Consider the following 25,521-nt stretch of genomic DNA (forward strand, 5'->3'; position numbering starts at 1 on the left):
GAATAAATAATAACAGAAACCTCTTGTATGATTTCTTTTTTAACTATGATTTTACAAGACTGCCTAAAAAGGTTCTTACCTCTTTATAATTGTTGAGGTAATATTTGGCTACTGAATTTTCGCTTCCGACTTTAATTGTATGAGCTTGTTCCGGAAGTTCTTTAAACAGGAACTCATCCGTCCAGTCATCGCCTAAAGCCATTATAAGATCAGACGAATTGCCGTAGAGGAACTCTGTTGCAGCGGTTCCCTTATTAATACCCGAAACCTTTATTTCAACCACTTTTTTACCTTCAAGAATTTCCAGATCCTGATTGAAAATCAGGTTTGAAATATCGTGAACCAACTCAAGTGCACGCAACACGCCTAATTCAATATCGGCTTTGCGATAGTGCCAAACAAGTGAATAGGTTTTTTCTTCGATCAAACTTCCCGGCGTGCGATCAACATACGATTCAAGAACCGGCAAAATATTTTCTTTCCACTCGGTATGAACGGGTTTACGTTCAACCCATCCTTTTCCAACTTCTTTTAACCACGCACCATGTTCCGCAATTAGGGTATACTTTTTATTGCCAAACCAACGATCAAAAGTTTCCCTGTCGCGGCCACTCACCAACACCAGTTTTGTTTTATTATCGGCCGCCAGTTTGTCCAGCAGGTTATACAGTTCCTCATCAGGACTGGCCGACTGTGGGTTGGCATAAAAACGCTGCAGTGTTCCGTCGTAATCGAGGAATAGCACTCTTGATTTCGCCTCGGAAAACTCCGTCTGAATTTTGCTTTTTATTCTTGCCGTCAACTTTCGCGCGTGATGTTCCGAACGTTGCTCAATGGTTTTATGAAGTGCCGTCATAAATTCGGATGCCCACTTATGAATGTCGTAGCGTTTAATACGTTGTTGCATGGTAGTAATCGCCTTCTCACTCTCGCTGTCCGACATTACCAGGGCTTTATAAATCGCATCGGCAGTATCCGGGATATTATTCGGGTTAACAGAAATGGCTTCTCCAAGTTCTTTTGCGGCACCTGCCATTTCACTCAATATCAGCACCCCTTTTCGGTTAACTTTTGATGCAAGGTATTCTTTGGCCACTAGGTTCATTCCATCGCGAAGCGGTGTAAGTAAAGCCACATCTGCCGAACTGTATAACTCAATTAGGTTCTCGAAAGGAACAGACCTGTAGAAATAAATCACCGGATTCCAGTTCAAGGTACCAAACTCACCGTTTATGTTACCTACCAGCACATCAACTTCGTTTTTAAGGTTCTGGTATTGTTCCACATCTGTACGCGACGGAACGGTAAGCATTATCAGGGAAACCTGCTCGCGATACTCCGGATGTTCTTCCAAAAAGTGCCTGAATGCATGTAAACGTTGCGGTATTCCTTTTGTATAATCGAGCCTATCAATCGACAGAATCAATTTTCGGTTTGGCATACTGAGAAGAAACCTGTCGATATCCTGATGTTCTTTCGATCGTTCCTGAACAGGTTTACTCTGAATCTTAAGTGCATGCGATTCAAATTTTTCAAAATCGATACCCATCGGAAACACATCAATAAATACCTGACGGCCATCAATCTTAATCTGATTAAAATCAACATCGTAACCCAAGAGTCGTTTTACCGAACTTATAAAGTGTCGGGCATAATCGTATGTATGAAAACCTATGAGATCGGCTCCAAGTAATCCGTCCACCAGTTTTTCGCGCCAGGGCAAAATTCGGATTAATTCGTACGATGGAAACGGGATATGCAGGAAGAAACCAATGGTTAGATCGGGTCTTTTTTCGCGAAGGATCTGTGGTAAAAGTAATAGCTGATAATCGTGTACCCACACAATATCGTTTTCTTCGGCCTGCTCAATTATCGCATTGGCAAAAAGTTCGTTCACCTGGCAGTACGATTGCCAGTATGTTTCGTTAAACTCGGCAAATTCAGCAAAATAGTGAAATAACGGCCACAGTGTGGCATTGCTAAATCCATCGTAATAGTTAGAAATCAATTCTTCGTTTAAAAATACCGGAAGACATTTCTGCGTTTCGAGTAGTTGAGTAATTTCTTTAGCTTCTTCTTTTGTTTCAGGCATAACTCCGGGCCAACCAATCCAAACACTGTTGCCCTCTTTATGATACGATTTTAAACCTGTTGCCAGTCCTCCGGCGCTTGATTTAATAGTCATACCATCGTCATCTTTGTTTATCATTACCGGGAGCCTGTTAGAGGCAATTATTAGTTTACTCATATATTATTATTTCTATAGAAATTATTTTAATCTACAAATATATTGTTATATACACAAATGTACATTACGCTTACATGAAATCAATATTAACAATGAATTTAACACGCAGCTGAATTTGTATGCCGTTATTTTTTTCTAATTTTGTTCGCATAGAAACTATTTAATTTATGAACATTACTTCGCTAACAAAACAGCAGGTTGCTAAAACAGTTATTTCTCAACTAGAAGAACAGTCTTACGAACTATCTGTTCAAACAGGTTTATTGAATAGTTACTCGTCATCTCCCCAAATAACAACACAATCATCTCGTGACGTATTTTCACCGGATATTTTAACCATTGAGCAGAATGGAGAAACCAATATTTACGAAATACAACTAAACAGCAAAATAGACGCAGAAAAGTGGCGTATTTTTTCCCATTACACCAAAGTTCGGCAGGGGGAACTATTCATTATTGTGCCCGAACCAAATTTGAGCGCAGCCGAAGAAGCAATTATTAAGAACGACATCAGAAACATAAAACTGATGTACGTCCCTAATTAGCATCACCTTTATTGGTGTAGCTCAATAATTCACTACAGACAGACAGCAATCACCCGAAAGATCTCGGGTAAAAAAAGTTTTATGATATATAATAACAGACAGCAGACAATTGCACAAAAAATCGAATCGGAAGCACAACTTTCAAAATGGAGAGACTGGAAGTGGCAATTACGACATTCAATAAGAAGTTTGGATAAGTTTGAAGAACTATTGGGAGTTAAATTTGAAGATGAAGAAAGGAAAAAGTTAGGTGAAACATTCGAAAAATTTCCTTTATCGATAACGCCTTATTACCTTTCGTTAATTAACAAGCAGGATTTTAAAAACGACCCGGTTTTTAAACAGTCTTTCGGAGGTATTGAAGAGCTGGTCACATTAAAATCAGAACTGGAAGATCCGTTGTCGGAGGACCGCGACAGCCCGGTTGAGGGAATTACACATCGTTATCCCGACCGCGTACTTTTTCACGTAAGTAATACCTGTTCGATGTATTGTCGCCACTGCACACGCAAACGTAAGGTTGGCGATATCGACTTTGTACCGTCAAAAGATCAGTTGCAAAAAGGAATCGACTACATTGCCAACACACCACAGGTTAGAGATGTATTGTTGTCTGGTGGCGATCCTTTTATGCTACCTGACAGTAAAATAGACTGGCTATTGGCAAAGATCACCGAAATCCCTCATGTTGAAATCGTAAGAATAGGAACAAGAATGCCGGTTGTTCTCCCCTACCGAATTACCGATAACCTGATTTCAATATTAAAGAAATACCAACCATTATGGATCAACACGCACTTTAATCACCCAAAAGAAATAACCGCCTCATCTAAAGAAGCTTTAGCAAAACTGGCCGATGGCGGATTCCCATTGGGTAACCAATCCGTTTTGTTGGCCGATGTAAACGACTGTCCGAGAATTATGAAATCATTGCTTCATAAACTTGTTCAGAACCGAGTACGACCTTATTATCTGTACCAATGCGATCTTTCTGAAGGGTTGTCACATTTCAGAACACCTATTGGAAAAGGAATAGAGATTATGGAAAGTTTGGTTGGCCATACAAGTGGTTTTGCAAGACCTACTTATGTAATAGATGCACCCGGAGGAGGTGGAAAGATTCCGGTAATGCCTAATTATATTATTTCATGGTCGACAAATAAAGTGGTGCTTCGGAACTACGAAGGCGTAATTACCACCTATAAAGAACCAGACTCTTATGAGCAAAAAATGTGCGACAGGGATTGCGACAACTGCAACCTCGATTTAAAAATTGAAGAAGGCGATGAAACCGAAGCAATTGGTATTGAAAAGTTATTATCGGATACCAACGATGCTATATCGCTGGTGCCGGAAGACAACGAACGGATGAACAGAAGGGAGGAAGATGCAGGATAAAATTGAAAAAATTGGCAACGGAAGTGTTATTCATCATGGGCAATTAAACAGCCGCGTTTACCTGATGAAACTGAATCCTTCTGATTGTAACACAACATTTATTCACGAGATTAATGAGTTAGCCAGAAAACATGGTTACACAAAAATATTTTGTAAAATTCCGGACTTTGCTACTCCGTTGTTTTTAGCTGATGGCTTTTTCCCCGAAGCGCAGATACCGGCATTTTACAACGATAAATACACAGCGTTTTTTGTATCAAAATTTCTGAATTCCGACAGGCTGCTTGAAATTGAAACCGACCGGCTTAACGAATTTAATAAGATGCTGGAACAACAGGAATCTTTCATTCTTACACAAAAAGTAAAGGTTCCGGAAGTGCAGGTAAGGAAACTGGACAAAACAGATTTTGAGAAAATAACGGAAATTTACCGCAAGGTATTCGTTACCTATCCGTTCCCCATTTACAATCCCGGTTTTGTTTTAAAATCGATGCAAGACGGAACTCAATACTTTGGAGCCGAGGCAGAAGGACAACTCATTGCTTTGGCATCTGCAGAGATTGACAAAGAGGGTAAAAATGCAGAGATGACAGATTTTGCTACCTTACCACAACATCGTGGACGCAAGCTTGCCTTGCTTTTGCTTGATGCCATGGAAATATCGATGAAAGAACAGGGCATTAAAACGCTGTATACCATTGCCCGGCTAAATTCTCCGGGAATGAACAAAACTTTTCTGAAACTGAATTACCGTTATTCCGGTACACTTATTAAAAACACGCATATAGCAGGAAAGATTGAAAGTATGAACGTATTATATAAACACATTTGATATGAACCTGGGATACCGATGCCATTTTGCCAAAACCTGCCCCCTGTTTAACGGAATAGAAAAATCGAAGGATATGCCTTTGCCTCTTTTCAGAAACGTATTTTGTAATCGAGGGATGAAAGGTTGGAAAAACTGTGACCGGTACATGGAATTAACAAATGAGGACAATTAAAAAGAAAGCAGTAAATATTTATGAGTAACAAAAAAACAATTGACATTCAAAAAATCACAAATCCTTTTGAGAAAGATATTTTAAAACTTTTAGAAGAAAAAGAAAAATACGTTTACGGCGATATAATTAAAGACCTGAAATTGTCGGCCACAAAAGGACAGGAATCAATACTGTCTCTTATAAAACGTGGTTTTATCAAACATGTCGACCAGTCTTCGTACCTGAAGCTTAATGTGAATATTAAGTAATGAGCTGGATCGACCTTTCTATTTTCTGTGTGTACCTCCTTGCCATGCTGGGTGTTGGGGTATATTTTCTTCGAAAAAACAAAAATACCGAGGACTACTTTGTTGGCGGGAGAAAACTCAGCAGCATCCACATCGGATTATCAGTTGTTGCGACCGATGTTGGCGGCGGCTTTTCAATCGGATTGGGTGGACTGGGATTTACTATGGGCCTTTCAGGAAGCTGGCTTTTATTTACCGGCTTGCTGGGTGCCTGGTTAAGTGGCGTGCTTCTTATTCCAAAAGTTTCGGGATTAGCACGTAGAAAAGGATTTCTATCCTTTCCGCAGTTTCTGGAATTTGTTTTCGACAGAAAAGTGGCACTAATTGCCGGATTGATCTCTGCCATAGGTTATCTGGGGTTTACCAGTTCGCAAATACTTGCAGGAGCAAAACTGGCTGCCTCAACTTTTGATGGACTTAGCATTGATAATGCTTTGCTGTTAATGGGAACAATTGCCATTGTTTATACGGTTTTGGGAGGGCTAAAGGCTGTTATCTACACCGACACCATTCAATGGATCATTCTTATGGCAGGGCTGATTTTTGTCGGTCTACCTTTTGCCTATGTACGTATTGGAGGATTCGAAGCGGTTACAAACACACTCCCTGGCGAGTTCTTATCACTTCGCAATGTAAGTTGGCAGCAAATTGTAAATTGGATGTTTACCATTATTCCAATTTGGTTTATCGGGATGACTCTTTATCAGCGGATTTATGCAGCAAAGAATACACAAACCGCACAACGTGGTTGGTTTATTGCCGGACTATTTGAATACCCGTTAATGGCATTTATAGGAGTAATATTAGGAATGTTTGCACGCGTAGCTATGGAGAATCAGTTATTACCGGGTTATAACGCAGCAAACCTCGATGCAGAAATGGGACTTCCGGTATTGCTAAAAACAATACTCCCGGTTGGTTTTCTGGGAATAGTGTTATCGGCCTATTTTTCGGCCATCATGTCAACTGCCGATAGTTGTTTAATGGCGGCATCAGGGAACTTACTAACCGATGTATTCCGCTTGCACAACGGCAGAAAAAGTTTGCTTCTTTCGCAGTTGCTGACTTTGATAATTGGATCAATTGCTTTGTTACTGGCCTTAAAAATGACAAGTGTGCTGGATTTAATGCTCCACTCCTACTCCTTTATGGTTTCGGGAATGATTATTCCGGTGCTGGCAGCTTTATTCTCCAAAAACCCAAATAAGTTAGCAGCACTGTTCTCCATGCTAACCGGAGGTTCGTTAACACTGTTCCTAATTCTGTCGGGACTGGAACTTCCGCTCGGACTGGATGCCAATATTTTTGGAATTGCGGCTTCGCTATTGGTTTATATTATTGTAGCTTCTATAAAAAGAGAAAAGGTGTTATAAATTATAACTCCTTTTTCTCCTTCTTACTCGTGTAAGAAACATTAACCCCAAACTTTATCCGGAATCTGATGTGACATGTCAGTCTACTATTTTTTTTATCTTAGCTACACGTTTAAACTCGAATACGTGAAAAGATACTACACACTCGGAGAATTTCTGATTGATTACAGAAAACATCGCAACCTGACTCAACTTGATTTTGCGGCAATGATGGATGTGGATGCTCGCACTGTAATCCGATGGGAGAACAACCAGAGCCTCATAAAATCGGATAAAGAAAAGTTACTTGTTGAAGATTTTGGCGTTCCACATCAGCTTATTCGTAACCTGAACACCAATCTACCTATGCCGGTATATTTCGATTTTAAAAAATGGATGTATTCGCTCACATTGCTTTCGAATGTAGTACGAAACGCCAACGATTTTAAAGCCGAAATTACTCACGAAACAAGCCGGATTGATCAACTGGAACTCGACAAAGACTTTAATTTTATCTCCTATATTCAGGAAAACCAAAAGAATAGCACACCTATTCGACAGGATGTAGTAAAAACTGCAGCTAAAATATTACCCGAACTTAACCTTGTTATTCGCGATCATTCAGGCTATCACGGTGGACACATGGCCATTTTACCATTAAAATATGAGGCTTACGGATTGATTCGCGACCAAAAGAAACAAGAACATCAGCTGACTGAAAACGACCTTTCGAGGCATGTTGACGAAAATCCAACGGTCTTTTATTTTTATTCCATCTACTCGAATTCGACCGACAACAACTTCTACTTAATTAATAAGTTGCTTTATTATTTTAAAGAACGACAACTGAATAATTACATTTTTGCCGGAATAACCTACCAGGAACTAAAAGTTGAACGGTTTCGAGAAATTGGTTTTAATATAATTTGGGAGCGAATATTGGAGGACCATCCCGATCAAAAAGCCACTTTCCTTGCCGGTAATTTTAATGAATTTCTGTCGAAATAGAGAGTTGCTAAAGACGCTATTCTTCCAATCAATATTAACTTCTGGCTTAACATTTATTAACTTCTTCTCAGGTTTTCCTGACATTTTCTGTCATACCCTTTGCCATACTGTTGCTGTACTTTTGCCTCTGTAATTATTCATATTATAAAGCGAAACAAAAATGAAAACAACAATTGAAAAGTATTTAAGCATTGCAGCAGTAATTATGGTTGCCTCATTTTTCACATTAATCACCATGTTACTAATACACGCATAAAACAATAGTATAAAACTTAAAAATTTACAGTTATGGCAGACGTACAAATTATAACATTAGGCGAAGTATTGGTCAATCTGATCATTGTAGTTGGGAGTATTGTAAGCATCCTGCTGGTTGCCCACTTCCGAAACAGGTTTAATTAATCTGGTTTTTGAAACTGATTATTTAAGTTCAATCACATAACTTCCTGACTGCAACTTGCAGCTACCATTTTCATTCACTGTCAGGTTTACTTTTTTACCATTAAGGGCATCACTTGCTTTTTGGATAGAATAGCCTGCAGGCACATAAAAGTCGGCAACAGAATTGGCAGGAAGAGTAAGCGAATAAATAATCCCTTTACCTTTGTGTTGCCACGCCGAAATGATTTCTCCGTAAGGAGTTTGGTGAGACACTTTAATGTTTTCCAATGAAGAAATAAAGTTAGGGCGGAGAATCACATTCTTAAAACCTGGATTGTTCTCGTCCGGATATATTCCGCCCAATCCTCTGAAAAACCAACCTCCCACGGCACCAAACATCATATGATTATCAGAAATATCCCGTTCGGCTTCAAGATCCCAGTTCTCGAGCAATGTTGTCGCTCCGTTTTCAATCCACCATCCCCACGAAGGATATTTGTCCTGAACAGCCACTTTATAAGCGGCTTCAGCATGTCCGTTTTCGCTTAATGCAAATAAAAGTGCCTTTGCTCCGTGCACACCAACATCCAAATGAAAACCATTTTCTTCTACCTTTTTCGCCAGATTATCGGCAACCTGTTGTCGCATATCTGCCGGAACTACATTCCACATTAGCGGCATACTCTGTTCGGTCTGTGTTCCGTTGGCATAAATACCGGTTTCCTTGTCCAGGTATTTTTCGTTGATGGCTTGTTTTATTTTCTGTGCAAGAGCTGAATAATGGTTAAAGTCATCCTCTTTGTCAAATAGTTTTGCAGCATCCGCAAGAATCTTTGTATCTACATAATAGTAAATGGAAGACATCAATTCTTTGGTAGACTGCGATTTAACAGGCACCCAGTCGCCACGGCCCCACGATGTCAAACCGTCGGGACTGCGGGAATCGATATAATTCACATAGCGTTTTATGTTGTTGTAACAATCGGCCAATAATTTACTGTCGCCATAATACAGATAAATATTCCACGGAATAATGGCAATCGTACTGGTCCAGTCTACTCCATTATCAGTACCATAGCCCCAGCCGCCTGTAGGAATAATATCCGGAAGCACTCCGTTGGGTTGTTGTTCATCACGATGATCGGCCAGCCATTTTTCATAGATGGTAATTCCATCAAAATTGTAAAGTGCAGTTTCAATGGCAAAATGGGCATCTCCGGTCCAGCCATTTTTTTCGCGCTGCGGACAGTCGGTTGGGTAACCAAACAGATTAGATAAATAAGAATTATTTGTAGCCCACCACAACTTATTGATCAATGGATTTGATGCTTCAATAGTGCCGGCCGATGGCACGTCGCTGTGCATAAAATAACCCGTAAGGTTGTCCTTTTTCAAATCAATTGGTTGGCTACTGGTAACTTCAACATAACGAAAACCTTTATAGTTAAACCTCGGCATAAACTGCTCCTCTCCTTTCCCACTAAGGATAAAAATATCTGTTTGAAAAGGATCCGTAATTTTATCTCCCCGGTAGTAAACATCTATGTTCGAACCATCAGCTCTCCCGTCATCCGACAATCTTTCGGTATGTTTAAGTTTGATAATTGTTCCTTCATCGCCGGTTACCCTAATTTGACTAACACCGGCTATATTTCTTCCCAGATCGTACAAATAGGTGGTATCATTTATTTTTGTCATTTTCTGAGGAATGATCGCCTCTACATTTCGAATGGGATGTAATAGTTGAGAAACAATGTTCTGAGAAGGAGCAGGTCGGTATTTAACTCCCTGCCAATTACTATCGTCGAAACCGGGTTTGTTCCAGCCGTCCTGTTCTTCTCTGGCATCGAAATGTTCGCCGGTGTAGATGCTGTTAAAAACAACTCCTCCTGTTGAAGTTTTCCAATCGCGCTCAGAAACAATTGTTTCCACAGATCCATCCTCATAGGTAATTCGAAGGTCGAGACAAAAAGCCGGCCGGTTTCGCCATGGTGCATTATGGAAATCCCAAACGCCCAATGACTGGTGGTTGTACCAACCATTACCCAAAAGAACTCCAATGGCATTTCTACCATTTTTTAGCTGATCAGTTACATCGTAGGTAACATACAGATTACGACGGTCGAAACGGGTATAAATTGGATCAAGTCTGTGATTACCTATCTTTTCTCCGTTCAAGTATAACTCGTATAAACCAGCCGCAACCATATAGGCTCGCGCCGATTTTATTTTCTTTTCAGTTTTAAACTCCTTTCTGAAATAAGGAGCAGCTTTTTCGTTTTTATCACTGTGGTCGCTTATCCAGCTCCCTTTCCAATTTTCGACACCCATCATTCCGGTTTCAAATGAAGCGATGGCCGAGGTCGACTTTTCATTGTTATTGTTCCATACTATTACCGACCAAAAATATTTGGTAAATGGTTTTAGTTCGTTTCCGCTGTAACAAACAAGCATATCGTCGGATAAGATTTTACCCGAATCCCAGATCGTTCCCTGGCCTTTTACAACAGCAAGCGAATCGGTTGAAACCAGCAATTGATACGCCAATTGTTTCGCGCCAAGTCTCGGATCCGTCATCTTCCAGGAAAGACGGGGATTAGGAGAATCAACTCCAAGCGGATTGATAAGGTATTCGCAGTTCAACTGAGTAACGGTTTCCGATTGAGACTGGGCTTGCAAATAATTACACAAAAGCAACAGGAAAAGGATCGAAATACTGAATTTATTCATGATCATTCTAATTCTTCGAAAGGTTTGTATTTGAAACAGATTATTGATTTACTTGTTATTTAAACCAAGTAGAATCGTATTATTAACGGGGCTTAGCTTTAAGACTGCCCCCGGTGAAGATTTAGCGAAAATCCCTTCATTTGCATTTACGGAATAATTCACACCATCAAATTCGCAGTTCACTCCGGAGGAAGTAACATTTACAAACGGTAATTCAGCACCTGATTTTACATCTAAATCCCAAAACCAGTCAACTGCTTCCTTTGATTCTAATTTCATCGAAATATGCTGCTCAGTAAACTTTACAACAAAATTTCCTTCTACTGTACTCAAAGGCCAAACAACCTGTAACAAGCCCTTTTCAGAGCTCTTTATCTCCGGCTTACCTCCTTGTACTGCTATTTCATGTCCATCGATTACGGCTTTTAAATTTAATCCGGCCATTTCTTCCGACGAGCTCCACACATGACCGTCGACAAATGGAAGCGTGAAGAAATAACACTCGTTTGAATTTACTTTTTCGGTTAAATATTTCGACGACACATTTTCGTCGAATAAATGAATGTCCCTAAACCGTAAAGTTCCATTTTTCCAAAACAGATTTGCCCGGTAAAACCGGCTGTTAAACCAAACAGTCTGAACATCTTCACTCTCCAGATCATTATTAACCGTAACAGATGTAGCAGGTGTTACCTGATAATTGGCTCTGAACCACTTACCCGACTCTGCTAATGTCTCAACTTTCACTTTACCCTGATTACGCAATTGAGCGATTAGCGGCATCTGTATCTGAAATCCTTTTTCAACACCAGACCAGATAAATGAGTTCTCCTGGCCTGCCTGCGTGTAAGCAAACTCCATACATTCGCCCTCAACAAACTCTTTTAAATACCAGTTAACCCATGCTGAATCTCCACCTGCTTTTGGATAAACCGGTTCCAAAGTGATCACCCCCTGATGTTGGTTCCCAATGCCGTTATCGTACTGGCGAACCGGATCGCTCCCCAACATACGAAAAATAGGCACAGGAATCTGATTCTCCTCATTCTGTGCTGGCATATAAGCATTTTTCTGACTTGGATAATAAGCTTGGTTCCAATAACCTCCCCAAAGCGTATATCCGTCTGTACCTATTTGATCTTTACAGTTACAGGAAGCTATAATTCCATACTTTTTATGCATGTAATTCAAGGTGTGAGCATCAATAAACCATGATCCCACAGATTTGGGATAGTAGCCATAGATTTTTTTAAAGTCTTCCATATACACATCAACGAGCTTTTCCCGTTCTTCAGGAGTGTAACCTGTTGAGAAGCCAACATCTGCATGCCAGTCCCACGGATAACGGCCACGCCATTTCATCCCGGCATGCTCAACCAGCGGTTGTGGTATCTCCCACCAGGCTCCAATTTCAAACGAATCAGCAGGCAAACCTTTTAATAATTCCTGATACCGGGAATCCAGCAGCGCATCATATTGTAACAGAAACGTACCACCCAGCTGGTATTGTTTCATAATCTCTACCTGTTTGGCCGTTGTTTCAAAAAGCACAGTTTCTGTAATTCTTTCATCACGGGGTTCGAGCAATCGGATAAAATTGATAATATTTACGATTTTAGGAGCATCGGTTTCACCAGTTATTTCTTCAGGTTTATTCGGTGTTTGACACGCCCACAGAAGCGCCACAACTCCAATTATCAAAGCAGAAAATTTAAATTTGCGGTTCATGTTTTTAGTTAGGTTTAAGTTTAGATTTCTCAAATTTAAAATTCATTTATAAACCTTACGTATCAAATCCGGATAATCTTTTAACACAACCACCACGCACTACACTCCGAGCGGAGTATATTTCAGGTTTGAATATTCCGCCGGTTATTCAAATCGCACTAATAAAGATTGTACTGAAATAGAAACAAAGGTACTTGCTGGGCAAATTTTGTGCAAAAAAAAAGAGTTACAAGAAATAAATCTTGCAACTCTCTGTTTTCTGGTGAACCTGAAGGGACTCGAACCCCTAACCTCCTGATCCGTAGTCAGGTGCTCTATCCAATTAAGCTACAGGTCCAGAACGTGTTTGCTTTAAAAGCGGTGCAAATATAGCGCTTATTTGTATAAATACAAATCTGCACAAGATTTTTTTGAAATTTATTACAAATCCTTTTATTCTGCCTTTTCTACGAATAAACTAAGCTGCCTGATAACAACTAATTTACGCGTATTTTTCCATTTTATCTTCAATAGCCACGTCGTTTTCAAAGTTTACCTGAAGTTTAATATTAGTGATCATTCGTTGTGTTCCGGCCTCTCCACAGGCCGCATGAATACTTTCCAACAGAGCCGGCAATTCATTAAATTCACACTCTACTACCGTTTCAAACGGACAAACCTGGTAACGATAGCCAGATTTCTGAATTGTTTCAATCGCTTTGTCAACCAACTCGTATTTTACTTTTCCGTCGGCTTCGGGCAAAACCTGAATCGCTACATTTATCTTATTCGTCTTCCAACTCATCGTTGTTGCTATTTTTCTTTTGATGTATTAACTGGATGATCTCTCCCCGCGACAAAATCTTAACATTGGTAATTACCATATCTTCGCGCAAAAAGCCACCGTACTGGTTGCATTCATTAATCACATTCTGAAATACGTTTCTTATCTCGGCTGTTATTGGAAGCATCACCAGTGCCGACGAAAAGCCTTCCATAAAATCCATCGATTCAAATTCACCATCATGATGATTTAATTCGAATATTAACTCATCTTTCAATAGTTTTTGCTGCGTTTCGCTTAACATCTCGTGTTCGTGCACCGAAAGAAATACTACAAAATACCTCAATTTTTGTCCTTTCCCCCCCAGTCCTGTCGAGATAAATACCTGCTGCTCGTCAAGCAATGAGCTGTGCATCAGCATTCGACTTTCCTGCAAAGCCAGTGTTCCCCACTGTTTCAGATCTCCCTGCGCCTCTTTCACAAAACGCTCGAGTGTCCGGTATGCTTTTACATCATCGTAAACAGCAATCGCAGTTAAAATCTCCTTTTTCCGTTCCTCATCCACTTCTGCATCAAACAGCTCTTCTCTTGCCTCGAAACATTCCTCCGAAATATCTTTATCGCGCAACGCTTTGGTGAACTCAAAATATTTCATTTGAATACCCACATCAATCTGCTCCTCCAGAATACTGAAGTTTTCGGGCAAATCATCCAATGCCTTTTGAATATTGTTATAAAACTTGTCTTCCTCCATTTATCGCCTCCTTCGTTCGAACAAAAATAACTACTTGTTGTAACTATGTAAAGAACAAATATATTTTATTTTTTTTCATCGGAATTTAAATATATTTGTACGCTTATTTTTATTTAATTTAAATTTAGAAAGCAGGGGGAGAGTGAAATTAAGCGAGGCAAAAAATAATGAGTTGGTGGTTATCACCAAAGTCTTGGGTCATGGTTCGTTTCGAAAGAGGATTACTGAAATGGGATTTATCCGTGGCAACGAAGTCAGAGCCATAAAAAATGCCCCGTTTAACGGACCTACCGAATACAAAATTCTGAACTACAATATTACTTTGCGAAAATCGGAGGCTGAACGGATTGAGGTAATTCCTGCCAAAGATTTCAAAAAAAATTATCCTGATCATTTTGAAGGTACAATAGACCGCAACATCGACCTGGTAAACCAATCGGAGCGTACCCGAACAATTAATATTGCATTGGTTGGAAACCCGAATTGCGGGAAAACAACCCTGTTTAATTTTATTTCCGGATCGAAACAAAAAGTTGGAAACTATAGCGGTGTTACTGTCGATATTCATAAAGCAACCTTTAAAAAAGGCAATTACACCTTTAACTTTTACGATCTTCCGGGAACGTATAGTTTAACGGCCTATTCGAAAGAAGAAATATTTGTGCGGAAGTTCATTTACGAACAAACGCCGGATATTGTCATAAACGTGTTGGATTCAACCAACCTGGAAAGAAGCCTTTTTCTGACGACCCAACTCATTGACATGGACCTGAGGTGTATTATGGCGCTAAACATGTTCGATGAGCTGGAGAAAAATAAACTCAAGCTCGACAAAGACGAACTTTCTAAACTTACCGGTATTCCACTCATTCCAACAGTTAGTTCAAAAGGATTGGGACTCGATTCGCTTATTGAAAAGGTGATTGAGGTTTTTGAAGGCCGCGATACGATTTCGCGCCACGTTCATATCAATTACGGAAAAGACCTGGAAGAATCAATTAAGACTATTCGTAAAAAAATTAAAGCCGATAAGCCGATAACAGATAAAATATCGTCGCGCTTTTTGGCGATAAAACTGCTTGAGAAAGACAATCAGGTTATTGAGTTACTCTCGAGTTATTCGAATTTCGAAGAGATTCAACAGGTAACTTTAAAAGAGATAAAAAAAATAGAACTGTTGGAAAACGACGATAGCGAAACCGTTATTGCCAATGCCAAATACAGTTTTATTGCAGGTGCATTACGCGAAACATACAGCAATAAACGTAAGGAAAAAAAGACTAATTCGGAGAAAATCGACAGTATTTTAACCAACCGTTACCTTGGTTTTCCGATTTTTACTGCACTGCTGTTTTTTATTTTCTGGACGACATTTAAGCTCGGCGCGTTCCCAATGGACTGGATCGATATGGGAGTTGTTGCTCTTGGCAATTTCGTAGGCAATATAATTCCCGAAGGAATGTTAAACGACCTCCTTGTAGATGGGATAATCAGTGGAGCAGGTAGTGTGTTGGTATTTTTGCCAAACATTCTAATTCTGTTCTTTTTTATATCGCTGCTCGAAGGATCGGGATACATGGCTCGTGCCGCCTTTATTATGGACAATATTATGCACCGTTTTGGTTTACACGGGCGATCGTTTATACCGATGATTATGGGCTTTGGGTGTAACGTACCGGCTATTTTGGCCACACGCTCGATGCGTAACCGTGGCGACCGGATTCTTACGATGCTTATTATTCCGTTTATGTCGTGCAGTGCCCGGCTTCCGGTATACATTTTAATCATTTCGGCCTTCTTTCAGAAGTACGAAGCGTGGGTGTTAATTGGAATTTATGCTGCCGGAATTGCATTTGCATTTATCACGGCACAGGTGCTGAATAAAACGGTCTTTAAGAATAAAGAAACTCCTTTTGTTATGGAGCTTCCCACCTACCGTTTGCCAACATTCAGGAATGTCGTTTATCACATGTGGGACAAAACAAAACACTACCTGAAAAAAATTGGAACGATCATTCTGCTCGGTGTAATTATTGTTTGGGCACTCGAATATTTTCCGCGAACAACAGAAAAAACGGCCGAATTTGAACAGGAGATTGTACAAATTGAGAATTCTGAACTGACCGCTCAAGAGAAAGAAGCACAGATCACTGCTGTTAATCACTCCCGCGAATCTGATCGTCTGATAAATTCGTACCTGGGTAGGGCCGGAAAGTTTATTCAGCCGGTAATGAGCCCGCTGGGTTTTGATTGGAAAATGAGTATTGCTGTGGTTGCCGGACTACCGGCAAAAGAGATTGTTGTAAGTACCATGGGAGTTTTATATCAGACTCAGGACGGAGAAGACACAATTAATTTGCAGCACAAGCTACAAAATGAAACTCACCATAGTGGTAAACATATCGGAGAACCCGTTTTTACTACGCCGGTTGCGTTAGCATTTATAATTTTCATTCTTATTTACTTCCCTTGTATTGGGGTAGTTGCGACCATTAAAAACGAATCAGGCTCCTGGAAATGGGCTGCGTTTTCGGTTTTGTACACCACCGGTCTTGCGTGGCTGGCAGGCTTTGTTACTTATAATGTTGCTCAGTTGTTTATGTAATGGTTCAGGAAATTATTACATACCTGATAGTGGCGGCAGCTGTAATTTGGGCAGGTGTAAAAATCTATAACCGCTTTTTTAAAAAGGCATCAAAGAAGAAACAAGTCGATTTTAAAAAGGATAAAATTACGATGGCACATAACTGTTCAGACTGTGCTGCATCAGACTGTGCGTTGAGAGATTTACCTCAAAAAGTTATCGATAAAAATATAGATCAGTGTAACGAAACAGCTGTTCGATCACAGTGATTTTAAGCCTGAAATAATTTCTTTCGGATTATCGGCGCTAAATACAAAACTACCTGCTACCAGAACATTCGCACCTGCATCAAGCAACTTTTTCCCTGTATCGTAGTTTACACCACCGTCAATTTCGATTAAACAGTCAGATCCGGCATTATCGATCATCGAGCGCAATTGCTGAACCTTTTTGTAGGTGTTTTCGATAAATTTCTGGCCACCAAATCCAGGATTGACCGACATAAGCAATACCATGTCTAAATCCTCGATAATATCCTCCAATAGTGCTACCGGAGTGTGCGGATTCAAACTCACACTTGCTTTAATCCCATAGGATTTTATCAGCTGAATGGTTCGGTGTAAATGTTTGCAGGCTTCGATATGAACCGTTAAAATGGAAGCGCCGGCCTCAACAAAGGGTTCGACAAATTTATCGGGATCAACGATCATTAAATGAACATCGAGTGGTTTTTCGGCAATTTTATTGACATGTTTTATCACCGGAATTCCGAACGAAATATTCGGTACAAAAACACCATCCATCACATCAAAGTGAATATAATCGGCATCACTTTGATTGATCATTTCTATGTCTTTTCCAAGGTTATTAAAGTCAGCTGACAGAATGGAGGGTGCCACCAAAGCTCTCATAAAAGTTAGGTTTATTTACCCAGGTACGATTTTAGCAACCTGTTGCGGTATTGATTTTTTAGTTTTTTAATTGCTTTTTCTTTAATCTGTCGCACACGCTCACGCGTTAATCCAAACGCATCTCCAATCTCTTCTAATGTATGCGGCTGATACCCATTCAACCCAAAATAAAAGCGAAGTATCTCTGCTTCACGGTCGCCCAGCGTTGACAATGAGCGTTCAATCTCCTGACGCAGCGATCCGTCCATCAGCTCCTCATCAGGTTTTGGTGAATCGTCGTTCAACATCACATCATAAAGGCTGTTTCCTTCCTCTTCGCGCAGCGGTGCATCCATTGAAATATGTGTACTCGAGAAATTCATAGAGTCCTCTACTAAATCAGGTTTCGACTCCATTAACTCGGCCACTTCATCAACGGTTGGTTCGCGTTGAAATTCCTGCTCAAGCTTATTAAATGCTTTGTTGATTTTGTTGATCGAACCGATCTTATTTAAAGGCAAACGTACAATTCGTGCCTGCTCGGCCAAAGCCTGAAGTATTGATTGGCGAATCCACCAAACAGCATACGAAATAAATTTGAATCCCCTTGTTTCATCAAATCTCTCGGCTGCTTTTATCAATCCAAGGTTTCCTTCATTAATTAAATCGGGCAAACTAAGACCCTGGTTTTGGTATTGCTTTGAAACTGACACAACAAAACGCAAATTCGCTTTTATAAGGGTTTCCAGCGCTTGCCGGTCTCCCTTTTTTATGCGTTTGGCCAGTTCTACCTCCTTGTCAGCAGACAACAACTCCACCTTGCCAATTTCATGCAGGTACTTATCCAGCGAGAGGGTGTCGCGGTTAGTTACCTGTTTGGTAATTTTTAGTTGTCTCATATTTTGATATTGTTAACATTAATTCACCTAAGTGATCTCTTTATATAATATTACGTTGTAGTCATAAAAGTAATACTCTATTTTTAAAAATCTAACGATTATCTACTAGTTATGATTTAAAACACTAAAACACGATAACAGTTCATTGTTGTTCTTTTGTTTTAGTTCGTACTATTCAGAAGATAATTTTTAAAATCAGCATATGTAATAGACATTTGCTCAATATGTTTTTCTCCTTTCATAAATTCAGCAAGCTTTTCGGGCAATGTTAATTTATTTTTACCAATAACATTTTCAACCGTTTCGGTAAACTTTGCCGGGTGTGCGGTTTCTAAAAACACACCTATCTCGCCTTCTGATAAATACTCAATTAATGACTGATATCCACAAGCTCCGTGTGGATCGCATAAATATCCTTGCTCGTTATATACTTTTAGAATTACCTCCCTGATTTCCTCATCAGAATACCGGTAACCTTTTATTTTATCTGATATTACAGCATGATCGTGATCGTACAAATCAAGAATACGCGCAAAATTGCTTGGTGCTCCAACATCCATTGCATTGGCGATAGTTTCAACCGATGGACGTGGATTATACTCCCCTTTTTGCAGGTATTCAAAAACCACATCATTCTCGTTATTTGCTGCGATAAACTGTTTTACCGGCAGTCCCATTTCTGCGGCAATCAATCCTGCTGTAAGGTTTCCAAAGTTTCCACTTGGCACTGAAACCACTAACTCTTTACCATCAAGTTTTCCTGCTTCCTTTAACCGTGCATAGGCATTAAAATAATAGAATGCCTGTGGTAAAAAACGGGCAACATTTATCGAATTCGCCGATGTTAACACCAGCTTTTTATTTAGTTCTTCATCAAGGAAGGCAGTTTTTACCAGATGCTGGCAATCGTCGAAAGTACCTTCAACTTCCAGTGCGGTAATATTCTGCCCAAGGGTTGTGAACTGCGACTCCTGAATATCGCTCACCTTTCCTTTTGGATAAAGCACATGAACATGAATACCGTCAACACCCAGAAAACCATTGGCAACAGCACTTCCAGTATCGCCCGATGTAGCCACAAGTACGTTCACCATTTTCTCTTGTTTTCCAAGAAAATGATTTAATAAACGTGCCATAAACCGGGCGCCAACATCCTTAAATGCCAGTGTTGGTCCGTGAAACAATTCCAGAGAATAAATAGAGTCGGTGACCTTTACTACCGGGCAATCAAATTGCAGCGTATCGTAAACAATCTCTTTCAGTGTTGCCTCTTCAATATCTTCACCAAAAAATTTCGTGGCAACCTCGAAAGCAATTTCCTGAAAAGTAAGATTTTGGATTTCCTCAAAAAACGACGGATCAAATTTTTTGATCTGCTCGGGCATAAACAAACCGTTATCCGCTGCTAATCCTTTAACTACAGCGTCTTTTAAGGTTACGTCCGGTGTATTTTTGTTCGTACTATAGTATTTCATCTTCTGTACAAAAATATAGTTTTGCAGTAAAGGTTATCTTCCTAACACATGAAAAACATGACATATATCAGAAATTTAACACCATTTTAAATCAAAAAGTAAGGTTTATTTCAAAAAAGCGCGAATAAATTCATCGCCTTTCAAGGTGCCGTAAACACCCCTTTTGGTGTCGAACTCATCGTACTCTTCAACGTCATCGGGTTCAATACCGGGTTTGTAAATGGTAAACGGAACAGCATCGCGGGTGTGTGTTTTTAAAGCGCACGGCGTTGGATGGTCGGGCAAAATGGCAATTGCCACTTCTTCGTCCATCTTCGCAGTTTCTTCCAGAATGTATTTTACTACGCGCTGGTCGAGGTATTCTATGGTTTTTGTTTTCAATTCCACATCTCCTTCATGGCCGGCTTCATCACTGGCTTCAATGTGCAGATAAACAAAATCATTTTCCTTTAAAGCGTCAACAGCAGCTTTGGCTTTTCCTTCGTAGTTGGTATCGTACAAGCCTGTTGCACCTTCCACATGAATCACTTTCATACCGGCATAGACGCCAATTCCGTGAATCAGATCGACAGCCGAAATAACCGCCGAACTTTTTATCCCAAACATCTCCTGTAAAGTTGGCATGGCAGGTTTATAACCAGGCGACCACGGCCAAACACTGTTACCGGGATCTTTTCCAGCCTCTTTACGTTTCAGATTTACCGGATGTTTTTCCAGTAACTCCTGCGATTTCAAAATCAGTTCAGTAACTAAATCTGCAGTTTCTTTTGCTGCATCGGTTTTCGCTTTTGGCAAACACGGTTCAAAAGCTGTTCCCGGCACATCGTGCGGAGGCGTACAGGCAAAATCCTTTATTCCGTCCTTAATTACCAAAAGATGGCGATAAGAAACTCCCGGATAAAATTTGATTTTATCAGTTCCCAGTTTTTCGTTAAGAAACTGGATCAATTCCCGGGCTTCATCATTGGAGATATGCCCGGCCGAGTGGTTTTTTATTTTCTCGTCTTCAACGCAAATCAGGTTGCAGCGCATACCCAAATCTCCGGGTTGTAATTCAACTCCCATGCTGGCAGCTTCCAGTACTCCCCTACCTTCAAAAACCTTTTCAACATCGTAGCCCAGCACCGCCATGTTTGCAATCTCGCTTCCCGGATGCATACTTTCGGGCACTGTTTTTAACAGGCCCGACTGACCATTTTTTGCCAGCCAGTCGATGTGCGGTTTTTTGGCCATTTGAAGCGGAGTTTTCCCACCGTATGCGGCGAGTGGCTCGTCCGACATACCATCGCCAAGTATTATTATGTGTTTCATTTGTTCAGAAATAGTTGAAGACCGATGTCCGGTGACAGCAGTGAAAACCGGCCCTCAAAGTTTTTTTACTGTTTTATATCAATGCTTTAACATCAGGTTTTTCTATATGTTCGACACCTTTATTAAATCGGCAAACACACCGGCTGCAGTTACCGAAGCTCCCGCACCATAACCCTTAATCAGCATCGGAAATTCCTGGTAGCGCTCTGTTGTGTACATCACCAGGTTATTGCTTCCTTCCAGGTCGTAAAACGGATGGGTTGAATCCACCTCTTCCAAACCGGCCTCTGCTTTTCCGTTTTCGAAACGGGCCACAAAACGCCACTTTTTATTTTCGGCTTCCAGTCGTTGTCGTTCAGTTTCAAATTGCGCATCAAGATCAGGTACTCCCGCCCAAAACTCGTCAAGACTTCCTACAAACAGCTCTTCAGGAACAAAACGGTTGATAGAGATGTCTTCCATCTCAATTCGGTATCCGGATTCTCGTGCAAGAATTAAAATTTTACGGGCCACATCCACACCACTTAAATCAACACGCGGATCAGGTTCTGAATAACCTTCTTCCTTCGCCATTTGAATGGTTTTGCTCAGTGGAATATCTGCCGAAATAGTATTAAAAATATAGTTAAGCGTACCAGACAGAACAGCTTCAATTCGAAGTACTTTGTCGCCTGAATTTACCAAATCATTCAGCGTATTGATAATTGGTAATCCGGCACCGACATTGGTTTCGAAAAGGAATTTTATGCCTTTCTTTTTGGCAATCTTTTTTAGTTCGGCATAGTTCTCGTATTCCGACGAAGCGGCAACTTTATTGGCAGTAACAATTGAAATGTTTGAGCTTAAAATTTCGTTGTACAAATCGGCAACCGCGTCGTTAGCCGTACAATCCACAAACACCGAATTGTAGATGTTCATTTCTTTGATTTCATCTACAAAACCTTGTAACGACGAAGTTTGCCCCGATGCGTCCAGTTGCTCTTTAAAATTCTCTATTTCAATTCCATCGCGATTGAAAAGCATCTTTTTGGAATTGGCTATCCCGGTTAGTTTCAGGCGCAAATGATTCTCTTTTAAAAGTCGTTCCTGTTGTTGTTTTAACTGACCAAGCAGGTTTCCGCCAACAGTACCTATTCCCATCAGGAAAATGTTCAGTTCCACATTTTCCGATAAGAAGAATGATTCATGAACCACGTTCAGTGTTTTTCGCAGGTCTTCATTTTTTACCACCCACGAAATATTTAGCTCCGAAGCACCCTGCGCGATAGAAATTACATTTACACCACTTTTTCCCATAGTCGAGAAAAGTTTTCCGGCAATACCGGTGGTGTGTTTCATATTCTCGCCTACAATGGCCACTACCGACACTCCGGTATCCAGTTCAATTTTATTTACCTGTCCACCTGCAATTTCTTTTTCAAATTCTTCGCGAATGGCAGCTTCGGCAACATCAAGCGCTTTTTCTTCAATGGCAATACTTATCGAATTCTCAGATGACGCCTGCGAAATAAGAATGACGTTCACATTCACTTTTGCCAGTGCGGTAAACAAACGCATTGAAATACCGGTAACACCAACCATTCCAATTCCCTGCAGCGTAACCAGCGTAATCCCCGAAATAGAAGAAATACCTTTAATCGGGCGGTCGAATCCATTTTTTACGCCTTTAACGATCTTTGTTCCCGGGTTTTCAGGATCGAAGGTATTTTTAATCTGAATTGGAATTCCTTTTTGATAAACCGGCAAAATTGTCGGAGGGTAAATCACTTTTGCACCAAAATGCGAAAGCTCCATAGCTTCCGAATAAGAAATCTCCGGAATGGTGTAAGCTTTACGAATTATTCGTGGATCTGCAGTCATAAAACCGTTTACATCGGTCCATATTTCCAGAATTTCCACATCGAGAGCTGCAGCATAAATTGACGCTGTAAAATCGGAACCACCACGACCAAGTGTCGTAAATTCGCCTTTGGCATTTTTCGAGATAAAACCGGGAGCAACTGCAACTCCTTTAAAACCGGCAAATGCTTCCCGGATATTATTGTTGGTTACCTCAAAATCGACTTTTGCTTTACCAAAGTTGCTGTCGGTTTGAATATATTCCGAAGAGTCTTTTCGCGGACAACCAATAAATTCGGCAACAATATGCGACGAAATGCGCTCGCCTAAACCGGCAATTCGATCAAGCGTTTTCGAGGTTAATTCGCCAACCAAAGTAATACCGGTCAACAATTTCTCCAGCTCATCGAGCAAATTGTCAACCGTTTCTTTTACCGCTTTATTTCCATTAAAAAGTTCATGGATGGTTTCATCATGTCTCTTTCTGATTTCCGTTAGTTCCGTATGAAAGTCGCCTGTACCGGAGGCAGCATTGTGCGCTGCCGTGAGTATTTTATCGGTTATGCCACCAAGGGCCGAAACTACTACCAGAACATCATCGTTCTGATTTAGTACAATGTCTTTTACACGTTTAATGTTTGCGGCGGAACCTACGGATGTTCCACCAAACTTTAACACTTTCATACAAGAGTTTTTTTCTATTATTATTTGTAAAAATTAGTTCAATCTAAAGCATGTTTTAGTAACGAGTTACTTATAAAAAAACCGGATGAATCGACAGAATCAATTCACCCGGTATATTCTGTCTATATCAGTTTTTTCTATTCTGTGGTGGTTCCGGTAATAGCTTCTACAATTTTCGTCTCTAACTCCTGAGCAAGCTCCGGGTTGTCGATAACCAGCTGACGTACTGTTTCACGTCCCTGACCCAATTTTGTTTCGCCATAGCTAAACCACGATCCGCTCTTTTTAATAATGTTGAACTGAACGCCCAAATCAATGATCTCGCCTGATTTAGAAATTCCTTCGCCATACATAATATCAAATTCAGCTTTGCGGAACGGAGGTGCTACTTTATTTTTTACCACTTTCACACGAACATGGTTACCATTCACTTCATCGCCATCTTTAATCTGTCCGATACGACGGATATCCAAACGCACCGATGCATAAAATTTAAGTGCGTTACCACCGGTTGTTGTTTCAGGGTTACCGAACATTACACCGATTTTTTCGCGTAGCTGGTTAATAAAAATACAGCAGGTTTTTGTTTTGTTGATGTTGGCAGTAAGTTTACGCAAAGCCTGCGACATCAAACGCGCCTGAAGACCCATTTTTGACTCTCCCATTTCGCCTTCCAATTCAGCTTTTGGAGTTAATGCGGCAACCGAGTCGATTACAACAATATCCAACGCTCCCGAACGGATCAGGTTATCAGCAATTTCCAAAGCCTGCTCACCATTGTCGGGCTGAGAGATTAAAAGTTCGTCAATGTCAACACCCAGTTTACGTGCGTAATACGGATCGAAAGCGTGCTCGGCATCAACAATTGCTGCAATACCACCGGCCTTTTGTGCCTCGGCAATTGCATGAATGGCAAGTGTTGTTTTACCCGACGATTCAGGACCGTATATTTCAACGATCCGTCCTTTTGGGAAACCACCAACACCTAATGCAACATCCAAAGCGATTGATCCGGAAGAAATAGAAGGAATATTCTGCTCTCCCTGGTCGCCCATGCGCATTATCGAGCCTTTACCATAGCTCTTTTCAATTTTATCCATAGTAAGCTGAAGCGCTTTCAGCTTTTCTTTATTCATTTGAGTTCTCTCTTCTTTTGTCATGTTCAGACAGGTTATAAATTTAAAGTTTGAATGATTTGATTTGTGTGGTCTTTTGTTTGAACTTTTTCAAAAATTTCGACGATTACGCCTGCTTCGTCAATAACAAATGTTTTTCGTAAAACACCCATATATTCTTTTCCGTACAGTTTTTTCAATCCCCAGGCACCGTAAGCTTGCAGAATTTCCTTTTCAGTATCAGCGATCAGATTAAATTTAAAGCCAAATTTTTCAATAAATTTCTGATGCGATTTTTCACTGTCGGGGCTCACTCCTACCACGTCGAAACCTTTTTCCAACCAGGCATCGTAATTGTCGTTTAAATTACATGATTCGGCTGTACATCCGGGTGTATTGTCTTTTGGGTAGAAATAAAGAATTAACTTCTTCCCCGCAAAATCTTTTAAGGCGATCTTCTCTCCATTTTGATTGACACCTTCAAATTCAGGTGCCTTATCTCCAACTTTCAAATTTGCCATGTTTT

20 protein-coding genes and 1 tRNA gene are annotated in these 25,521 nt (G+C 40.4%); 8 read left to right on the top strand and 13 right to left on the bottom strand.

All coding sequences use genetic code 11. From position 1 onward, the window contains the following. Positions 1 to 43 precede the first annotated feature (43 nt). Entirely contained in the window at positions 44 to 2,248 is a 2,205-nt protein-coding gene (locus SLH46_RS17755; protein ID WP_320282558.1) for a bifunctional alpha,alpha-trehalose-phosphate synthase (UDP-forming)/trehalose-phosphatase, read from the bottom strand. A 167-nt stretch (positions 2,249 to 2,415) separates the two neighbouring features. Between SLH46_RS17755 and SLH46_RS17760 the strand changes: the two genes are divergently transcribed. The 6 genes from SLH46_RS17760 (at position 2,416) to SLH46_RS17785 (ending at position 7,842) form a co-directional block, all read left to right on the top strand. Beyond that, positions 2,416 to 2,793 (top strand): hypothetical protein, encoded by a 378-nt coding sequence (locus SLH46_RS17760; RefSeq protein WP_320282559.1) that lies wholly within the window; start codon positions 2,416 to 2,418, stop codon positions 2,791 to 2,793. Between the two features lie 81 nt (positions 2,794 to 2,874). After that, positions 2,875 to 4,191 (top strand): lysine 2,3-aminomutase, encoded by a 1,317-nt coding sequence (ablA, locus tag SLH46_RS17765; protein WP_320282560.1) that lies wholly within the window; start codon positions 2,875 to 2,877, stop codon positions 4,189 to 4,191. After that, positions 4,181 to 5,023, top strand: a complete 843-nt coding sequence (gene ablB, locus SLH46_RS17770; RefSeq protein WP_320282561.1) for a putative beta-lysine N-acetyltransferase — start codon at positions 4,181 to 4,183, stop codon at positions 5,021 to 5,023. Before ablA ends, ablB begins: the two co-directional genes overlap by 11 nt. A 192-nt stretch (positions 5,024 to 5,215) precedes the next feature. Next, complete coding sequence (locus SLH46_RS17775) at positions 5,216 to 5,443, top strand: hypothetical protein (RefSeq protein WP_320282562.1); 228 nt, start codon at positions 5,216 to 5,218, stop codon at positions 5,441 to 5,443. Continuing rightward, on the top strand, positions 5,443 to 6,855 hold the full coding sequence (locus SLH46_RS17780) for a sodium:solute symporter family protein (protein ID WP_320282563.1): 1,413 nt from the start codon (positions 5,443 to 5,445) through the stop codon (positions 6,853 to 6,855). Before SLH46_RS17775 ends, SLH46_RS17780 begins: the two co-directional genes overlap by 1 nt. Before the next feature lie 126 nt (positions 6,856 to 6,981). Further along, complete coding sequence (locus tag SLH46_RS17785) at positions 6,982 to 7,842, top strand: helix-turn-helix domain-containing protein (protein WP_320282564.1); 861 nt, start codon at positions 6,982 to 6,984, stop codon at positions 7,840 to 7,842. Between the two features lie 420 nt (positions 7,843 to 8,262). Here the strand turns inward: SLH46_RS17785 and SLH46_RS17790 are convergent, their stop codons facing one another. From SLH46_RS17790 to SLH46_RS17810, 5 genes are all read right to left on the bottom strand, one after another. Then, entirely contained in the window at positions 8,263 to 10,953 is a 2,691-nt protein-coding gene (locus tag SLH46_RS17790) for an alpha-L-rhamnosidase (RefSeq protein ID WP_320282565.1), read from the bottom strand. Positions 10,954 to 11,001: 48 nt separating this feature from the next. Then, positions 11,002 to 12,681, bottom strand: coding sequence for a hypothetical protein (locus SLH46_RS17795; RefSeq protein WP_320282566.1), 1,680 nt, complete (start codon positions 12,679 to 12,681; stop codon positions 11,002 to 11,004). A 260-nt stretch (positions 12,682 to 12,941) separates the two neighbouring features. Then, a tRNA-Arg gene (locus tag SLH46_RS17800) sits at positions 12,942 to 13,018 on the bottom strand. A gap of 144 nt (positions 13,019 to 13,162) precedes the next feature. Continuing rightward, complete coding sequence (locus SLH46_RS17805; RefSeq protein ID WP_320282567.1) at positions 13,163 to 13,465, bottom strand: thiamine-binding protein; 303 nt, start codon at positions 13,463 to 13,465, stop codon at positions 13,163 to 13,165. Beyond that, positions 13,446 to 14,198: a hypothetical protein gene (locus SLH46_RS17810; protein ID WP_320282568.1), complete on the bottom strand. Its 753-nt coding sequence runs from the start codon at positions 14,196 to 14,198 to the stop codon at positions 13,446 to 13,448. Before SLH46_RS17810 ends, SLH46_RS17805 begins: the two co-directional genes overlap by 20 nt. A gap of 142 nt (positions 14,199 to 14,340) precedes the next feature. On the opposite strand from SLH46_RS17810, the gene feoB reads away from it, so the two are divergent. After that, positions 14,341 to 16,803, top strand: a complete 2,463-nt coding sequence (gene feoB, locus SLH46_RS17815; RefSeq protein WP_320282569.1) for a ferrous iron transport protein B — start codon at positions 14,341 to 14,343, stop codon at positions 16,801 to 16,803. Then, entirely contained in the window at positions 16,803 to 17,051 is a 249-nt protein-coding gene (locus SLH46_RS17820) for a hypothetical protein (RefSeq protein ID WP_320282570.1), read from the top strand. Before feoB ends, SLH46_RS17820 begins: the two co-directional genes overlap by 1 nt. Here the strand turns inward: SLH46_RS17820 and rpe are convergent. The 7 genes from rpe to bcp form a co-directional block, all read right to left on the bottom strand. Continuing rightward, a complete protein-coding gene (gene rpe, locus SLH46_RS17825) occupies positions 17,043 to 17,693 on the bottom strand; it encodes a ribulose-phosphate 3-epimerase (RefSeq protein WP_320282571.1) in 651 nt (216 codons plus the stop codon). The genes SLH46_RS17820 and rpe overlap by 9 nt on opposite strands. An 11-nt stretch (positions 17,694 to 17,704) precedes the next feature. Next, positions 17,705 to 18,571, bottom strand: a complete 867-nt coding sequence (locus SLH46_RS17830) for a sigma-70 family RNA polymerase sigma factor (RefSeq protein ID WP_320282572.1) — start codon at positions 18,569 to 18,571, stop codon at positions 17,705 to 17,707. A 161-nt stretch (positions 18,572 to 18,732) separates the two neighbouring features. Further along, complete coding sequence (thrC, locus tag SLH46_RS17835; RefSeq protein ID WP_320282573.1) at positions 18,733 to 20,046, bottom strand: threonine synthase; 1,314 nt, start codon at positions 20,044 to 20,046, stop codon at positions 18,733 to 18,735. Positions 20,047 to 20,151: 105 nt separating this feature from the next. After that, positions 20,152 to 21,357 carry a cofactor-independent phosphoglycerate mutase gene (locus SLH46_RS17840; protein WP_320282574.1) on the bottom strand — a complete coding sequence of 402 codons (1,206 nt, stop codon included), beginning with the start codon at positions 21,355 to 21,357 and terminating at the stop codon, positions 20,152 to 20,154. 102 nt (positions 21,358 to 21,459) lie between these two features. Then, the gene (gene thrA, locus SLH46_RS17845) at positions 21,460 to 23,880 is read right to left on the bottom strand and encodes a bifunctional aspartate kinase/homoserine dehydrogenase I (protein ID WP_320282575.1); all 2,421 of its coding nucleotides are present in this window, start codon (positions 23,878 to 23,880) and stop codon (positions 21,460 to 21,462) included. A 137-nt stretch (positions 23,881 to 24,017) separates the two neighbouring features. Beyond that, positions 24,018 to 25,040, bottom strand: a complete 1,023-nt coding sequence (gene recA, locus SLH46_RS17850; protein ID WP_320282576.1) for a recombinase RecA — start codon at positions 25,038 to 25,040, stop codon at positions 24,018 to 24,020. Positions 25,041 to 25,051: 11 nt separating this feature from the next. Then, positions 25,052 to 25,516, bottom strand: coding sequence for a thioredoxin-dependent thiol peroxidase (bcp, locus tag SLH46_RS17855; protein ID WP_320282577.1), 465 nt, complete (start codon positions 25,514 to 25,516; stop codon positions 25,052 to 25,054). Positions 25,517 to 25,521: the final 5 nt, after the last annotated feature.

This window comes from Draconibacterium sp. IB214405, assembly GCF_033963885.1.
Classification (GTDB): domain Bacteria; phylum Bacteroidota; class Bacteroidia; order Bacteroidales; family Prolixibacteraceae; genus Draconibacterium.

What these genes read in the sequence shown, in the direction of transcription:
- SLH46_RS17790 (WP_320282565.1), bottom strand. Translation starts at nt 10,953, where the DNA reads ATGAATAAATTCAGTATTTCGATCCTTTTCCTGTTGCTTTTGTGTAAT.
- recA (WP_320282576.1), bottom strand. Translation starts at nt 25,040, where the DNA reads ATGACAAAAGAAGAGAGAACTCAAATGAATAAAGAAAAGCTGAAAGCG.
- SLH46_RS17795 (WP_320282566.1), bottom strand. Translation starts at nt 12,681, where the DNA reads ATGAACCGCAAATTTAAATTTTCTGCTTTGATAATTGGAGTTGTGGCG.
- SLH46_RS17810 (WP_320282568.1), bottom strand. Translation starts at nt 14,198, where the DNA reads ATGGAGGAAGACAAGTTTTATAACAATATTCAAAAGGCATTGGATGAT.
- bcp (WP_320282577.1), bottom strand. Translation starts at nt 25,516, where the DNA reads ATGGCAAATTTGAAAGTTGGAGATAAGGCACCTGAATTTGAAGGTGTC.
- ablB (WP_320282561.1), top strand. Translation starts at nt 4,181, where the DNA reads ATGCAGGATAAAATTGAAAAAATTGGCAACGGAAGTGTTATTCATCAT.
- SLH46_RS17805 (WP_320282567.1), bottom strand. Translation starts at nt 13,465, where the DNA reads ATGAGTTGGAAGACGAATAAGATAAATGTAGCGATTCAGGTTTTGCCC.
- rpe (WP_320282571.1), bottom strand. Translation starts at nt 17,693, where the DNA reads ATGAGAGCTTTGGTGGCACCCTCCATTCTGTCAGCTGACTTTAATAAC.
- SLH46_RS17780 (WP_320282563.1), top strand. Translation starts at nt 5,443, where the DNA reads ATGAGCTGGATCGACCTTTCTATTTTCTGTGTGTACCTCCTTGCCATG.
- SLH46_RS17775 (WP_320282562.1), top strand. Translation starts at nt 5,216, where the DNA reads ATGAGTAACAAAAAAACAATTGACATTCAAAAAATCACAAATCCTTTT.
- SLH46_RS17760 (WP_320282559.1), top strand. Translation starts at nt 2,416, where the DNA reads ATGAACATTACTTCGCTAACAAAACAGCAGGTTGCTAAAACAGTTATT.
- SLH46_RS17830 (WP_320282572.1), bottom strand. Translation starts at nt 18,571, where the DNA reads ATGAGACAACTAAAAATTACCAAACAGGTAACTAACCGCGACACCCTC.
- ablA (WP_320282560.1), top strand. Translation starts at nt 2,875, where the DNA reads ATGATATATAATAACAGACAGCAGACAATTGCACAAAAAATCGAATCG.
- thrA (WP_320282575.1), bottom strand. Translation starts at nt 23,880, where the DNA reads ATGAAAGTGTTAAAGTTTGGTGGAACATCCGTAGGTTCCGCCGCAAAC.
- SLH46_RS17820 (WP_320282570.1), top strand. Translation starts at nt 16,803, where the DNA reads ATGGTTCAGGAAATTATTACATACCTGATAGTGGCGGCAGCTGTAATT.
- SLH46_RS17840 (WP_320282574.1), bottom strand. Translation starts at nt 21,357, where the DNA reads ATGAAACACATAATAATACTTGGCGATGGTATGTCGGACGAGCCACTC.
- thrC (WP_320282573.1), bottom strand. Translation starts at nt 20,046, where the DNA reads ATGAAATACTATAGTACGAACAAAAATACACCGGACGTAACCTTAAAA.
- SLH46_RS17755 (WP_320282558.1), bottom strand. Translation starts at nt 2,248, where the DNA reads ATGAGTAAACTAATAATTGCCTCTAACAGGCTCCCGGTAATGATAAAC.